Below are 14,907 nucleotides of genomic sequence, written 5' to 3' on the forward strand. Positions count from 1 at the left end.
TATTTGTGTACTATTTGTTGAAATTACATAAACAATTGGAGTTTACAATGTATTCAATTATTGTCAAAACCAAGCTCAAGCCCGGCACTACCGACACCTTCCTCGACGCCATGCTGCCCAACGCCGAAGCCTCCGTGCGTGATGAGCCCGGCTGCCACACCTTTGACGTGCTGCAGGACCGTACCGATCCCGAGCTGTTCTGGCTCTATGAAATCTATCAGGACGAAGCCGCCCTGGCCGCTCACAAGGAAACCCCGCACTACAAGGCCAGTCGCGCCGTGGTCAACGAACTGATTGCCGAGCAGTCGGTGATCCGTGCCGACGTGCTGGCGGTCAATCCGGCCCGTTAATCCATTATGGACATCATGACCCGGCTGGCGGACTGGCACATTACCCCGCCGCTGATTGAGCACCCGCCGCTGCACACCTGCGACGACGCCGACCGCCTGCTGGTGGACAGGCCCGGTACCCGGCTGAAAAATCTGTTTCTGCGGGATAACTATGGCCGCAGGCATGCGTTGTTGCTCACGCGGCACGACAAGCAGGTGGATCTCAAGGCGCTGTCGCGTCAGCAGGGCTGGTCGCGGCTGGGCTTTGCCTCGCCTGAGCGGCTGGAGCGCTACCTTGGCGTGGCCCCGGGTCATGTATCGGTGCTGGCGCTCGTCAACGACGAGCAGGTGCAGGTGGAATTGTGGCTGGATGAAGAGCTGAAAGACTGCGACGATTTTCACTGCCATCCGCTGCGCAACACCGCCACCGTGCTGCTGAGCCGGGCCGATCTGCTGCGTTTTACCGAGCAGACCGGGCACACTCCGCTCTGGCTGCCGGTGCCTTCTTTTTAAGGGACTGGGAATAGGGACTGGTCACGAGTCGCCAACGAGGACGGAATGCGAAGCATCAGTGCGGTTGCACTCCGCCGACACGCTTCAAGTACTTCCTTGTAACGCTCGAAAATGCCATCCATGGCATTTTATGGTCGGCTCCGGCAATCCACACTGCTGCTTCGGTCAACATTGGCGTTGCTTTCAGCGGATCAGTCCGCTCCGAGTGCTCCAAGGAGGGCAAAGGGTGTCTGTTTAGCCGACCCTCTGCGCCATGGAGGGGTTTAGGCGTGTCGGAGAAACAGTGCCCTTTGGCCGACGGTGTTACACGGCGTTACAAGCCCGCAGTGATCAAATCGCTTCTATTTTCGCCGGCAGCCCCTGTCGTACCGCGGCACCACTGGTCCAGTCCAGCCAGACGTTGGCCACGTCCTTGCGGGTGGGATCCATCAGTCCCAGCTCGTTCTGATTTACCCCGGCACCCAGGCGTGGATTGACCGGGGTAGGCTTGCCGTTGATCACATGGGCACGGGCCCCCAGCTCGGTGTGACCATAGCCGTGTTCAATGGCCACGGCCCCTTCCATAATGCCGTCCCGCACCAAGGCAATACCTTCCACACTGCCGCCCGGCGTTGTTACCCGTACCGCCTGACCGTGCGCAATGCCGGCGCGCTCGGCATCCTTGCGGTGAATACTGATGGGGTTTTCCGGGTGGATCATGCGCAGTCGCTCGGCCCCTATGCTGGATGAACTCATCAGATGCGACTTGTAGGAAGTCACCAGCAGCGGCCACTCGGCTTCGGAATAATGCTCGCGCATGGGACTGCCGTCGGCAAAGCGCGGCTCATACAGGGCGGCACAGCCCGACAGCCGTTCACCGGTCATGGAATGAATGCGGGTGCCTATGGTGGGGTTCCAGATGCACAAACTGTCTTTGGTGCGCTTGTTCATCAGCTCGTCCTGCCAGCCCGACTCAAAGGGGGCAAAACGGCCGCCCCGGCTGAACACAAAGCCCACCTTGCGCCGCTCGTCCGGTGCCAGGGTGCTGTCTATCAGCGGCATTAACCGGGCGGCGTTGGTCAGCATAAGATCGTCGGCGCTGGCATCGGGCACCGGGGTGCCGGCAAAGGCCAGGTTGGCGGCAGCGCGCAGATAAAAATCGGCACTGGTGTGAAGGCCGTGCAGTTTACCCTGATGATCCCGAATGACATTGTCACCATATCCCGGCAGCCCCATGGTTTTGCCGAGGTTGATGATAAAGGCTTCCAGCCCCAGATAATCGCCGTTGGCAAGTCTTGGTGTGGCCGGTGTGACAACCGGCCAGCGGGCCGTGGTGGTGGCCTGGGGCACGCCGCTCCAGGGTTTGGTGAAGCCAAAGCTCTCATAGGTGAGGGTGTCGGGCACTATGTAGTCTGCCAGCGCCGTGGTTTCGTTGATAAAGCCGTCGACGGCGATAAACAGCGGCAGGTTTTTCGGATCTTTCAGTTTTTCACCCAAAAACGCCTGAGCCCCACTGATGCCGTACAGCGGGTTGGTCATGTGGCTGATCCAGGCCTTGAGCTTGTAGGGGTAGCCCGCAAAGGCCGCCGCCAGGTGTTCGGTGAGCAGGGGGGATGAAAATGAAAACCAGGGCGCCTTGGACGGATAAGGCGCTTCACCGGCGGCGACCTTGCGCTGATATTCGCTGCTGTTTTCATAGGCAAAGCGGTTGCGGGACAGGAGCAGCCCCTTGGGGGCCACCATGCCGTCAAATTCGGCAAGGTTGTAACGAGGGCCGTTTTCCACCGCTGCCACGCCGCCGGCACCCAGCGCCAGACCACCTTTGGCATTTACATTACCCAGCAGGGTGTTCAGGGTCATCACCGCCATGGCGGTGTAAAAGGCATTGCCGCTCATCATGCCGCCGTGGGCATCAATCACGGCTTTGGGGCCATGGCGTTTCAGCTCCCGGCCCAGCCCTTCAATAATGTTCACCGGCACGCCGCAGCGGGCACTGTAGTCTTCTATGGAATGGGCAAAGGCCGACTCCCGCAGGCACTGCAGCGCCGATTTTACCCGCACCGGCTCGTCGTTGATGTGAACTTCCCGCTCTGCCCAGAGGGCGGCAGGGCGGCCGCTGGAGTGGGCCATCAGCTCCCCGCTGCCGGCATCCACCACCAGCAGGGTCCCGGCATCGCCCATATCGAGATCGGCGGCGGTCAGAAAGCGGCCGGCCTGAGGATGCGGCGCCTGCAGCACCAGGTGGGTGGCGTTGCTGTGGCTGGGCTGACCGGCTTTGGCCTGCGCTTCGGGGCCGGGCTGGGCCAGATAAGTGGCGTTAATGCCGTCGTTTTCCATCAGCCAGCGTATCAGCGCCAGTGCCAGGGCATCGTCGGTGGCGGGTTTGATGGGCACCCAGCGGCCCCGGCCGTCGTTCAGCCGGCTGATGCTGTTGGGCAGGGTAGGAGCCACCACCACATAGTCCAGGCCGCCATCACTGCGGGCAGCGGCCAGCTGCCGGCCCTGGCGTTTAAAGGGGTTGCCGGCCTGAGCCGGTGAGGTGCCGATGCACAGCACAAAGTCGGTGTGATCCCAGTCGGGCTTGCCGTGGGCGAACTTTTTCAGATCGTTAAACACGGCCCCGGCCCCGGCGCGAAAGCCAAAGCCGCAATAGCCACCGTGGTGGCCAAAGTTGCGGGTGCCAAAGCTGTTAAAGGCAAAGCGTTTGAGAAAGCTGTCCCGGCCTTCGTCGCCGGCGTTGGTCACCAGTAGCTGGTTGGCTCTGGGGCCAAACTCCGGATTGCTGGCGTCCACCGGGGTGTCGAGATCGCGAATGGCGTTCAGGCCATCTACCTGGCCTTCACCAAAGAGATCGCCGCCCTCGGTAATTTCCCGCAGTAACTGCTCAAGGGAAATGGTCTGCCATTGGCCTTCGCCCCGTTTGCCGGCGCGCTTGAGTATTTGGGTGACCCGGTAGGGGCTTTGCAGTTGCTCGGCCAGGGCCGCACCCCGGGCGCAGGCGGTGGAGCGCTGCTCCAGCCCGGCTTCACCGGCCAGATCGCTATACACTTCACGCACCGGGATTTCCTGAGCCGGCGGTCTGGGGTTGGACAGCGGATGATATGGGTTGCCGGCAATGCGCAGTATCTTGTTATTGACGGTATCGACCCGGGCACGCAGGCCGCATTGGGTCCAGCAGCCAAAGCACTGCACCGGGCTGACCACCTGATTTTCTGCCATCACCAGCTCGCCGGCGGCGTCAATCATAAACTCCGGGGCCAGGGCGTTGCCGGCAATCCGGTCATTGGTGGGCACACCGCTGGTGCCGTTAACCAGGCCCTTAACGGCCTTGCTGACCGGGGTGGCATAGCCTAGGGCAAAGGCGCCGGTACCACCGGCAATCATGCCCGCCTGTAACAGGGCGCGTCGTTTTTTATCCATGGCGGACTCCTGAATTATCCAGCAGGGCCCAGACCGCGCCGGCCAGCGCCAGCCACAGGCCCAGGGTGCCGGCCACAATGACGCCGGCGGAAGACAACAGTTGAGGGTCGAGGTGATACAGGCCGGCGCCGTATTTGGGCACCGTCTGCACATTCATCAGCACCACCCAGCGAAAGCCCCAGGCGCACAGCATGGCCAGGCTCGCGGGCAGCAGGTCCAAGGTGGAAAGCGGGCGATTCAGGCGCAGGGCGGCAATCCACCAGAGCGCCATGCCGCTGGCCACCGACAGCAGCATCAGGTGCCGCCAGAACGGAAAGTTCGTAAACAGGCGCTGAGCTTCTCGCCAGGAATCGCCGTTTTGCCACTGACCGGTGATGGCCCACAGCAATACGGTTACGGTCAGGGCTGCCAGCACAGCTATCATGGTACGGCGCAGCAAGGCAGCGTTTTGCTGTCGCGGGAACAGGCACTCCAGCAGCATCAGCAGGCCGGTCAGGGCCAGCAGGGCGGTCAGCAGCAGGTTGACCGGCAGCCAGGCGGTGTGCCACAGCGCCCGGGAGCGCACCACCATGATCTCCATGCCGGTATAAAGCAAAATGCCCAGCGCCGACAGTGCGCACAGCCAGGCCAGCATGCTCAGCATTCGGCCTTGTGGCCAGAACGGCAGGTTCAGCCAGCGGTTTATCCAGGGCTGTTTAAACTCGAGATGCGTGCGCAGCAGGTTGATGGTGACCACCAGTGAAAGCGTCACAAATACCGGCAAAATCAGTGCGCCCAGCCACATCCAGGAGCTGGGCGTCAGCTGAGTGTAAAAGTGCCAGAAGCGGGCCGGCTGGTGTAAGTCTGCCAGCAGCGCCACCGGGCCCACCAGGGCGCTGATGCCCAGCACCAGCGCCAGCCGATCCCGCCAGGGATGCCAGGCACTGTTGGCGTTGAGGGACAGCGGCAGCAGCAGGGCGGCACAGGCGGCAATACCAATAAAAAAGAAATACTGCACGGCCCAGGGCAGCCAGGGTGCTTCGGCATGGGTGGTTAACAGCTCAATCATGATAAGCCTCTTGTTGTTAAGCGTGAGCCGGAGACCAGAGCCCCGGCTGACCGTCGATACGCTCGAGAAACTCGTCCCCCAGGCCGATGTAATACACCTGCGGGCTGGTACCCTGCTCGGGCTTGAGCACCTTGATATCGTCGGCATGCTCGACCAGCAGCTCATGCGCCTTGCTGTGCGGGTCGTTCAGATCGCCAATGACCCGGGCACCGCCCACGCAGGACTCCACACAGGCGGGCAGCAGGCCTACTTCCAGTCGGTGCACGCAAAAGGTGCATTTGTCGGCGGTCTGGGTATCGTGGTTAATGAAGCGGGCGTCGTAAGGGCAGGCCTGCACGCAGTAGGCACAGCCCACACACTGCTGGTTGTCCACCACCACTATGCCGTCGTCGCGCTGGTAGGTGGCCTGGGTCGGGCACACCGGAATGCAGGGCGGGTTGGCGCAGTGATTGCAAAGCCGGGGCAGCATCACCTGAGTGGTGGCTGTCCGGTTTTCGACCTGCACCTCGTATTGCTGTACCGTGGTGCGAAACTGGCCCACGGGCGGCAGGTTTTCCATACTGCAACTGACGGTACAGGCCTGGCAGCCAATGCACTTGCGCAGATCGATCACCATGCCGTAGCGTTTGCCGCTGCTGGTTGGGGCAGCCTGCACCTGGGTGACGGAAATCAGGCTGGCACCGGCGGTGAGGCCGGTAAGATTTTTAAGAAACTGTCGTTTGCTGGCGTCCATCCGAGGCTCCTCAAACAGGGAATAACGCCATTGTCACGGTGGGTTGCGTTCGACTCTATTGTGGTTTTCCACAATAACCCCATGGGCTTGATCCAGGACAAGTTATATTTGATATCAAATTATTTAATTGCTCATATGAGACGGTTTTGGCGATGTCTACTGCTACTGGGGATGGGTGGTTTGCTGATGTTGCCGGCGCTGGCCCAGGGGGCGGATTACCGGGTTGGCTTTCTCGCCTACCGGGGTGAGGCCCAAGGGCGGGCGCAATGGCAGCCGGTCATCGACAGCCTGAACCGGGCGCTGCCGGCGCATCATTTCGACGGCGTTTTTCTGACCCAGCAACAACTGGATCAGGCCCTGGCCGACGGCCGGCTTGATTTTGTGGTGACCAATCCGGCCCATTACGTGCTGAGCCGTCATCAGGGGCTGAACTGGCTGGCCTCCTGGCTGGACCCGCGTTTTGGCTCGGCCCGGGAAAGCGTGGCAGCCACTCTGCTGGTGCGTGCCGACACTGGCATCAGCACCAGCCAGCAATTGGCCGGACGCCGGGTAGGAGCGGTTCACGAGCAGGCCTTTGGTGGTTATCTGCTGGTGGCGGAACAGTTGCGCCGGCGTGGTGTGGCATTGGCCAGCCTGGATTTGCAGTTTCGCGGCTATCCGGTGGATGCGCTGGTCTATTTACTGCGCGACGGCGCCCTGGATGCCGCCATGGTCCCGGCCTGCACCCTGGAGCAAATGGCCGAAGAAGGGCTGGTGGACCCCGCCGGCTTCAGAGCATTGATGGTGCAGGCCGATGCGCCCTGCGTGCGCTCCACGCCGCTGTATCCGGGCTGGAGTTTTGCCGCCGTGAATGTGAATGACGAAGTGTTGTTGCGGGCCATGACCCGGGCCTTGCTGGCCCAGGAGCAGCAAGGCCGGCCGCTGTGGGGCGCGCCCATTCGGCTGGATGAAGTAGAGCAGTTGCTGCGCGACTGGCGGCCCGACGCCGGCGAGGCGCCCACTTGGCAGACGTTGCGCAGCGTACTGCTTGGCTACTGGCAGTGGCTGGCCGGGCTGATGCTGGTGCTGCTGGTGATTGCCCTGCACCACGTGCGGGTCACCCGGCTGCTGCTAAAGCGCACCGATGAGCGCGACCGGCTGCATCACCTTATTCAGAGCCGGGAGCAGGAACTGGCCCGGGCCCGCCAGGCCACCCTGCTGGGGGAAATGGCCACGGGTCTGGCTCATGAGCTGAACCAGCCGTTGTCGGCCATTCAGGCTTATGCCCAGGCTGGTGAGCTGATGACGGCCGAGCAAAACAGCCGAGAGGTATTTGACCATATCGTCGGTGAAACCGAGCGTGGCGCCGACATTATTCGCCGCTTTCGCCAGTGGGCCAGCCAGCCGTTGCCGGGGGCCGACGCCTTTGCACCACGGGATTTGTGCCGGGAGCTGGCCCAGCGGCTTACCCCTCGGGCCAACGCCGCGGGCGTCAAGCTGGAGGTTAACGCCGGGCCGGGTACCCTGCTGAGTGTACGGCCGGCGGTGGAGCAAATCGTTTCCAATTTGCTGGGCAACAGCCTGGATGCCTTTGAGCGCCGTGGCCAGGGTGGCCGCTTGCGGCTTGCCGCCGGGCGTGAAGAAGGCGGCTGGCGGCTGACGGTGGATGACGATGCCGGCGGCGTGTCGCCTGTAGTGATCGAGGCCCTGGGCCACACCCTGCCGGCCAGCCGCATTCACGGCATGGGCATTGGCCTGATGGTCAGTTACCGGCTGGCGCGCCGTCTGGGGGGCCGGCTGACCCTGGACAATGTGAATGGCGGCACCCAAGCCCAACTGTTTTTGCCCGAGGAGGAGTAATGCACATTTACCTGCTGGATGACGATCCCAAGGTGCTGGCCGCCAACGGCTTTTTGCTCAAGGCCATGGGCCATGACAGCCAGGGCTGGAGCGAGCCGGCGCGCTTTTTGGACGAGCTCGACGACGATGCCGAGGCGGTGCTGCTGCTGGATCTGGCCATGCCGGAACTGGACGGGCTGGAGGTACTGGCGGAGCTGGGGCGCCGCCAGTGCCCGGTGGCGGTGATTTTGCTCACCGGCCACGGCGATGTGCCCCAGGCGGTGGAAGCGATGAAACTGGGAGCGGTGGACTTTCTGGAAAAACCGGTGGATGCCCGCCGCCTGGCCGACGTGCTGGCCCGGGCCCAGCAGCAGGCCCGGGAGCTGGGGGCGCAGTCACAGGCCCGGCAACGTTTTGCCCGGCTGTCTGCCCGGGAGCATGAAGTGGTGAGCCTGGTGGCCCAGGGGCTCACCAACAAGGCCATTGCCGAAAGCCTGTGTGTGGCGGTGCGTACCGTGGAGGTGCACAGGGCCTCGGCCATGAACAAGCTGGAAGCGGCCAACATGGCCGAATTGCTGCACTGCTGGCAGCTGTATCAGGGGTAAAACGTGAGGGGTAAGGGGTGAGGGGATATGGTCTCCTCACCCCTCACGGGTTCGCTTCCATCCAGGATTCCAGAATCAACTGGGCCGAGACGGCGTCCACGGCGTCCTTGCCCAGGGCCTTGTAGCCGCCGGCTTCAAACAACCGGGCGCGGGCGTCGGTGGTGGTCAGGCGCTCGTCCTGCAGCTCCACCGGCAGGCCAAAGCGGCCGTGCAGCCGGTTGGCGAACTTGCGGGCCCGGCGACTGATGTCCTGCTCGGTGCCGTCCATGTTGAGTGGCAGGCCCACCACCAGCAGATTGGGCTGCCATTCCTTCAGCAGTTTCTCGATCTGGTCCCAGTTGGGTACGCCGTCGTTGGCCTTGAGTGCCAGCAGTGGCCGGGCACTGGCGGTCAGCTCCTGTCCTACCGCCACGCCGATGCTTTTCAGGCCGTAGTCAAAGCCCAGCAGGGTGCGGCTCATGCATGACCTACCTGGGAAGACAGCTGGCGGGAGTCGATGCCCAGGCGCCCAATGGCCTGATGCCAGCGCTGGCCGATGGGGGTGTCGAAGATCAGCTGGCTGTCGGCGGGCACCGTCAGCCAGCTGTTTTCCACCAGCTCCTGCTCCAGCTGGCCTGGGGTCCAGCCGGCGTAACCCAGGGTCACCAGGTATTTTTCCGGGGCCTCGTCGGTGCCCAGGCTTTCCAGCACGTCGCGGGAGGTGGTGACCATCAGATCATCGGACAGCTGCCGGCTGGAGCCAAAGCCGTCGACCGGGGTGTGCAGCACAAAGCCCCGGTCGGCAGACACCGGGCCGCCCTGCAGCACGGGTTGATCCAGCTCGGGCACATCCTCGGGCTCCAGCTCCAGCTGGTGCAGCAGCTCGTGCAACTGCATCTCGACCGGAATGTTGATCACCAGCCCCATGGCACCTTCTTCGTTGTGCTCGCAGATGTAGGTCACGGAGCCGGCAAAGAAGGGATCCTTGAGGCTGGGCATGGCGATGAGAAAGTGATGTTCCAGTGAATCCATGTTGTCTCGGTTTCGGTGTTGATAACACGGGCCGGCGCGAGCCGGCCATGACGAAGAAGGTCGTATTGTCAGGATAGCCGCTTTTCAATGGCGTCCATCAGCATGCCGGTAATGTTGACCGGGAAGGCGGCCTCAATCTCGCGCACGCAGGTGGGACTGGTCACATTCACCTCGGTGAGCTTGTCACCGATGATGTCCAGGCCCACAAAAATCAGCCCCTTGCTCTTCAGTACCGGCCCTAGCGCTTCGGCAATGCGGCGATCGCTGTCGCTCAACGGGCGGGCTTCGCCCCGGCCGCCGGCGGCCAGGTTACCCCGGGTTTCGCCACCCTGAGGAATACGCGCCAGACAGTAGGGCACCGGCTCGCCGTCTACCACCAGCACCCGCTTGTCGCCGTCCTTGATGGCGGGCAGGTAGGTTTGCACCATGCAGTAGCGAGTGCCGTGCTCGGTGAGGGTTTCGATGATCACCCCCAGATTGGGATCGTCTTCCTTGACCCGGAAAATGGAGGCACCGCCCATGCCATCCAGAGGCTTGAGAATGACGTCCTTGTGTTCGGCGTGAAAGGCGCGAATGTCGGCGGCCTTGCGGGTCACCAGGGTGCTGGGGGTGTGGGACGAAAACCAGGCGGTGTAGAGCTTTTCGTTGGCGTCGCGCAGGCTCTGGGGCTTGTTGATGATCAGGGTGCCTTCGCCTTCGGCCCGTTCCAGCAGGTAGGTGGCATAAATGAATTCGGTGTCGAACGGCGGATCCTTGCGCATCAGGATCACGTCCAGACTGTGCAGGGGATTGAGCTCGGGCTCACCCAGGGTGAACCACTGGTTTGCATTCTCGGTCACCGACAGCCGGGCCATGCTGCCATAGGCTTCGCCGTCACGCAGGCTGAGATCGCTCATTTCCATGTACCACAGCTCATAGCCCCGGCGCTGGGCCTCCAGCAGCATGGCAAAGCTGGTGTCTTTTTTGATATTGATGGACTGAATGGGGTCCATCACGATTCCCAGTTTAATGGTCATGCGAGATCTCCAAATCGGCATTGCAGGGCGGTAATGGCGGTGAGCGCCGCGGTTTCGGTGCGCAGCACGCGCGGTCCGAGCAGTATATCAATAAAGCCCTGGTCGCGGGCGGCGACGATTTCCTCGTCCGACAGCCCGCCTTCGGGGCCGATCAGCAGGCGCACGCCGGCCTCGGGGGCGGGCAGGGTATTGACGCTGTACTCGGCCCGCGGATGCAGGTTGAGCTTGAGGTCATTGGTGTCTTCAGCCAGCCATTGTTCCAGTGACATGGCCGGGCGAATCTCCGGAATACGGTTGCGGCCGCACTGCTCGCAGGCGGCGATGGCGATTTTTTGCCACTGCTGCAGTTTTTTCTCCAGCCTTTCGCCGGTGAGCTTGACGCCGCAGCGGCTGGAAAACAGCGGGGTAATGACGTTGACGCCCAGCTCCACCGACTTCTGAATGGTGAACTCCATCTTGTCGCCCCGGCTCACCACCTGGCCCAGGTGAAAATGCAGCGGCGATTCCACCTCGTCGGCGCAAAATTCACCAATGCGTACCCGCACGTTTTTTTTGCCGGCCTCAATGATTTCGGCGTGGTACTGGCCCCCTTCGCCGTTAAACAGCACCAGGGCTTGGCCGGTCTGCATGCGCAGTACTCGCCCCACGTGATTGGCGCCGTCTTCTGACAGGGTCAGCTCCTGGCCGCTGGCAAGTGAGGCCGGCTCATGGATTCGGGGTATACGCATAGTTTTTGCATTGCTCCTGAACAAAGGGGTTGTGGTTGCCCTGAATACGGCTGATGCGCTTGTCCCGCTCGCATTCCCAAAGGCTTGCCGGGTATTGCCGGTTCCAGACCTCAAACAGTTTCTGCTGCTGGCGGGCAATTTTCAGCTTGTACTGCTGCTGCATGTACAGGTAGGTACGGGCAATGGCCCCCCGGCTTTCCAGCGGCGGTTGTACCCGGCGCGCCTTGAAGTCCACCAGCATCTGGCAGCGGCCATATTGTACCGGCTTGCCGTTCCATTCGGAAAAGCGGTAGTTGGAGCGATCGCCGTTGACCTCGCCCACCGCCGGCACCAGGTTGTGCAGGTCGCCTTCCATTTGCTTGAACAGCGCATCCTTGCGGGTGCAGTTTTTGCGCCCGCCCTGTTGCCAGCACTGGCGCTGGTGGCCGAACTCCCAGGCGGGCACCACGTGTTCCCACTCAATACGGCTGGCTCGCCGCTCCTGTTTACGTACCCGGTAGCCGCAACCGGCCAGATCCGGTACCAGTTTTTTGCCCTGCTTTTTGATATTGCAGCCACAGTAAAAGCTCACCGGATGATCGGTGTAAATGCCCGGAGCCACCTTTTTGGCCTGACGAAACGACATGGCTTCGCCATAAGCCAGCGAGGAGCACAGGCTCAGGATCAGAATAAAATAGCGCACGACTCAATATTGTTATGTTGTTTAAGCGCGCAAGCTTACCACCGGCGGCGGGGAAGGGAAAAGGGGGAGTGGAATTCACGAAGCATCGGCAGAGTTGCCTCCGCCGACACGCTTCGGTGAAGGCCGCTCACTAAAAATACCTGCTGCGAACATACTCAATGTTCGGTCAGGCATTTTTACTTCGTCACGGCGAGCAAGCTCGCCCCATGAACGCTCGAAAATGCCATATATGGCATTTTATGGTCGGCTACGGCAATCCCTGCCGCTGCTTCTTTGGGCAGTCGTTACAAGGGTAATAGTACCGGGACGGCGCCCGGTATGACTTTTATGATCAAACCAGCTTCAGCATGGCCTCGGCAGAAGACACCTCAAACTGACCGGGGGCCTCCACGCACACCTGAGTCACCACGCCGTTGTCCACTACCAGGGCAAAGCGCTGGGCACGCAGGCCGCCGAACTCGCCGGTGTCCTTGGCCAGTCCCATAGCCTTTGTAAAGCTGCCGGCGCCGTCGGCCAGCATGGTAATGGCTTCGGCGTTCTGACTTTGCTGCCAGGCGCGCATCACGAAGGCGTCGTTCACCGACAGGCAAAACAGCGCCACGCCCTTGTTCTGGTATTGATCCTGAAGGGTGACAAAGCCTGGCAGGTGTGACTTTGAACAGGTTGGGGTAAAGGCGCCGGGCACGGCAAAGATAATCGCCTTTTTGTTGGCGAACAGACTTTGAGTGTCGGCGCTGGTTTTGCCGCTTTCGGTGATAAAGGTGAAGTCGTGCAGGGGCAGGGTAGTGCCGGGCTGAATCATGTTGTTTTCCTTTTGTGTGGGGCTTTCACTCGGGCTAATGGCTGACCGCAGTGCAGACACTGATAGCGTTTCTGGCCGCGCAGCACGCTGTTGTGCCGGCGCAGGCTGAGCTTGTGAATGCGGCAGCCGCAATCATAGCGAAAAACCGGGGCCACCTTCTCGGTATTCAAACGGTGCCGGGTGCGGGGCTCCAGGCCAAAGACCTCAGCCATGATGGTCTGCCACTCCCGGCCATGGGGCCGTACCTTGCCGTGCAGGGCAAAGGCCACCAGATGGGCCACCTCGTGAGGCACGATTTCGGTGAGAAATTCCTGAGCATTGTCGGCCAGTAGCACCGGGTTAAAGCGCAGCTCCCAGCGTTCGGTCCAGGCGGAGCCGGCAATCCGGCCACGTTGGTTAAAACGCACGACCGGCGGCTCAAACCGCCGGCCGGTATGGCGCTCGGCCAGCGTCAGGCATTCGGTAACCCGGTTTTGCACTTGCTGAAATAAGGAATCGTCTGGTTTCATGTTCGTATAACGGTAAGCCATAAATTGTCTCCGGGCTTACACACGTTGCCAAAAGGGATCGCACTGCGAAACATCAGCGCGGTTGCGCTCCGCCGACACGCTTCAAGTACTTCCATGTAGCGCTCGAAAATGCCATCCATGGCATTTTATGGTCGGCTCCGGCAATCCCCACTGCTGCTTCGTGCAACATTGGCGCTGTCTGTTTGCAGTCAGTCAGCTCCGAGTGAATATAGGAGGGCAAAGGGTGTCTGCTTCGCCGTGCCCTTTGCGCCATGGCCGAAAATTGCTCCTGCATGTTCGGCATTCCCGCCATCCCTGGCGGTCAGATGCGCAACGGAGCCTACATGGGGCGAGCTTGCTCGCCGTGACGAAATGTTTCAACCCGACCGAACATTCAGTATGTTCGCAGCGGTTTGAAACATTGAGTGGCATGTCATCACGGCGTGCCGGCGAAGCAGTGCGCTTTGACCAACGACAGTGCACGGATCAGCAAGCGAATACAAAAAGGGGAAGCAAATGCTTCCCCTTGATGATTACTTCAGGCCGGCGGCGTCGCGCAGCAGGGCGGCCTTGTCGGTGGCCTCCCAGGGGAACTCGTCCCGGCCGAAGTGACCGTAGGCGGCGGTGGCCTGGTAGATGGGACGGTTCAGGTCCAGCATCTGAATGAGGCCGTAGGGGCGCAGATCGAAGTGCTCGCGCACCAGGGCGTCGAGAACTTCTTCCGATACCTTGCCGGTGCCAAAGGTTTCCACGCTGATGGAGGTGGGCTCGGCCACGCCGATGGCGTAGGACACCTGAATTTCGCAGCGGTCGGCTAGGCCGGCGGCTACTATGTTCTTGGCCACGTAGCGGGCGGCATAGGCGGCGGAGCGGTCCACCTTGGACGGATCCTTGCCGGAGAAGGCGCCGCCACCGTGACGGGCCATGCCGCCGTAGGTGTCCACGATGATCTTGCGGCCGGTCAGACCACAGTCACCCATGGGGCCGCCGATGATGAACTGGCCGGTGGGGTTGATGTGGTACTTGGTGTCCTTGCTCAGCCATTCGGCGGGCAGCACCGGCTTGATGATAAGCTCCATCACGGCTTCACGCAGGGTGGCCTGATCGATGTCGGGGCTGTGCTGGGTAGACAGCACCACTGTGTCGATGCCTACCGGCTTGCCGTCGTCATAAACAAAGGTCACCTGAGACTTGGCGTCCGGACGCAGCCAGGGCAGCTCCTTGGCCTTGCGTACATGGGCCTGGCGTTTGACCAGACGGTGGGAGTAGGTCACCGGGGCGGGCATCAGTACGTCGGTTTCGTTGGAGGCGTAACCAAACATCAGACCCTGGTCGCCGGCGCCCTGAGCGTAGGGGTCCTTGTCTTCCCGGTCCACGCCCATGGCGATGTCGGGCGACTGCTTGCCAATGGCGTTGAGTACGGCGCAGCTGTCACCGTCAAAACCCATGTCGGAGCTGGTGTAGCCAATTTCACGCACGGTGCGGCGGGCTAGCTCTTCGATGTCGACCCAGGCGCTGGTGGAGATTTCGCCGCCCACGATGACCATGCCGGTCTTGACGTAGGTTTCGCAGGCCACGCGGGCCTTGGGGTCCTGCTTGATAATGGCGTCGAGGACCGCATCGGAGATCTGGTCGGCAATCTTGTCGGGATGACCTTCGGACACGGACTCGGAGGTAAACAGTCTGGCCATGTTACTTCACTTCCTGAAAATGT

General features: G+C 61.7%; 15 protein-coding genes. 4 read left to right on the plus strand and 11 right to left on the minus strand.

The window, feature by feature from the left end; all coding sequences use genetic code 11:
• The first annotated feature begins 47 nt into the window (after positions 1 to 47).
• A complete protein-coding gene (locus Q9290_RS01440; protein ID WP_306077849.1) occupies positions 48 to 350 on the plus strand; it encodes a putative quinol monooxygenase in 303 nt (100 codons plus the stop codon).
• 6 nt (positions 351 to 356) lie between these two features.
• Entirely contained in the window at positions 357 to 842 is a 486-nt protein-coding gene (locus Q9290_RS01445) for a prolyl-tRNA synthetase associated domain-containing protein (protein ID WP_306077850.1), read from the plus strand.
• Positions 843 to 1,172: 330 nt separating this feature from the next.
• Here the strand turns inward: Q9290_RS01445 and Q9290_RS01450 are convergent, their stop codons facing one another.
• Genes Q9290_RS01450 through dsrO form a run of 3 tightly spaced genes read right to left on the minus strand, consistent with a single transcriptional unit; the run spans position 1,173 to position 6,022 of the window.
• Positions 1,173 to 4,241, minus strand: coding sequence for a molybdopterin dinucleotide binding domain-containing protein (locus Q9290_RS01450; protein WP_306077851.1), 3,069 nt, complete (start codon positions 4,239 to 4,241; stop codon positions 1,173 to 1,175).
• Entirely contained in the window at positions 4,234 to 5,289 is a 1,056-nt protein-coding gene (gene nrfD / locus Q9290_RS01455) for an NrfD/PsrC family molybdoenzyme membrane anchor subunit (protein ID WP_306077852.1), read from the minus strand. The genes Q9290_RS01450 and nrfD overlap by 8 nt, the downstream gene beginning before the upstream one ends.
• A 16-nt stretch (positions 5,290 to 5,305) precedes the next feature.
• The gene (dsrO, locus tag Q9290_RS01460; protein ID WP_306077853.1) at positions 5,306 to 6,022 is read right to left on the minus strand and encodes a sulfate reduction electron transfer complex DsrMKJOP subunit DsrO; all 717 of its coding nucleotides are present in this window, start codon (positions 6,020 to 6,022) and stop codon (positions 5,306 to 5,308) included.
• 186 nt (positions 6,023 to 6,208) lie between these two features.
• Between dsrO and Q9290_RS01465 the strand changes: the two genes are divergently transcribed.
• Entirely contained in the window at positions 6,209 to 7,861 is a 1,653-nt protein-coding gene (locus Q9290_RS01465; protein ID WP_306078175.1) for a PhnD/SsuA/transferrin family substrate-binding protein, read from the plus strand.
• Positions 7,861 to 8,445 (plus strand): response regulator transcription factor, encoded by a 585-nt coding sequence (locus Q9290_RS01470; RefSeq protein WP_306077854.1) that lies wholly within the window; start codon positions 7,861 to 7,863, stop codon positions 8,443 to 8,445. Before Q9290_RS01465 ends, Q9290_RS01470 begins: the two co-directional genes overlap by 1 nt.
• Before the next feature lie 43 nt (positions 8,446 to 8,488).
• Here Q9290_RS01470 and ruvX read toward each other — a convergent pair whose 3' ends face one another.
• The 8 genes from ruvX to metK all read right to left on the minus strand — a co-directional run bounded on the left by ruvX (position 8,489) and on the right by metK (position 14,884).
• Positions 8,489 to 8,905 carry a Holliday junction resolvase RuvX gene (gene ruvX / locus Q9290_RS01475; RefSeq protein WP_306077855.1) on the minus strand — a complete coding sequence of 139 codons (417 nt, stop codon included), beginning with the start codon at positions 8,903 to 8,905 and terminating at the stop codon, positions 8,489 to 8,491.
• Entirely contained in the window at positions 8,902 to 9,456 is a 555-nt protein-coding gene (locus tag Q9290_RS01480) for a YqgE/AlgH family protein (protein ID WP_306077856.1), read from the minus strand. Before Q9290_RS01480 ends, ruvX begins: the two co-directional genes overlap by 4 nt.
• 68 nt (positions 9,457 to 9,524) lie before the next feature.
• Positions 9,525 to 10,472: a glutathione synthase gene (gene gshB, locus Q9290_RS01485; protein ID WP_306077857.1), complete on the minus strand. Its 948-nt coding sequence runs from the start codon at positions 10,470 to 10,472 to the stop codon at positions 9,525 to 9,527.
• Positions 10,469 to 11,200 carry a 16S rRNA (uracil(1498)-N(3))-methyltransferase gene (gene rsmE / locus Q9290_RS01490; protein WP_306077858.1) on the minus strand — a complete coding sequence of 244 codons (732 nt, stop codon included), beginning with the start codon at positions 11,198 to 11,200 and terminating at the stop codon, positions 10,469 to 10,471. The genes gshB and rsmE overlap by 4 nt, the downstream gene beginning before the upstream one ends.
• Positions 11,178 to 11,825, minus strand: a complete 648-nt coding sequence (locus tag Q9290_RS01495; RefSeq protein ID WP_371930886.1) for an endonuclease — start codon at positions 11,823 to 11,825, stop codon at positions 11,178 to 11,180. The genes rsmE and Q9290_RS01495 overlap by 23 nt, the downstream gene beginning before the upstream one ends.
• Positions 11,826 to 12,213: 388 nt before the next feature.
• Complete coding sequence (locus Q9290_RS01500; protein WP_306077860.1) at positions 12,214 to 12,684, minus strand: peroxiredoxin; 471 nt, start codon at positions 12,682 to 12,684, stop codon at positions 12,214 to 12,216.
• Positions 12,681 to 13,193 carry a SprT family zinc-dependent metalloprotease gene (locus Q9290_RS01505; RefSeq protein ID WP_306077861.1) on the minus strand — a complete coding sequence of 171 codons (513 nt, stop codon included), beginning with the start codon at positions 13,191 to 13,193 and terminating at the stop codon, positions 12,681 to 12,683. The genes Q9290_RS01500 and Q9290_RS01505 overlap by 4 nt, the downstream gene beginning before the upstream one ends.
• 533 nt (positions 13,194 to 13,726) lie before the next feature.
• The gene (gene metK / locus Q9290_RS01510; RefSeq protein WP_306077862.1) at positions 13,727 to 14,884 is read right to left on the minus strand and encodes a methionine adenosyltransferase; all 1,158 of its coding nucleotides are present in this window, start codon (positions 14,882 to 14,884) and stop codon (positions 13,727 to 13,729) included.
• Between the last annotated feature and the right edge of the window lie 23 nt (positions 14,885 to 14,907).

The organism is Oceanimonas aquatica (assembly GCF_030732065.1).
Classification (GTDB): domain Bacteria; phylum Pseudomonadota; class Gammaproteobacteria; order Enterobacterales; family Aeromonadaceae; genus Oceanimonas.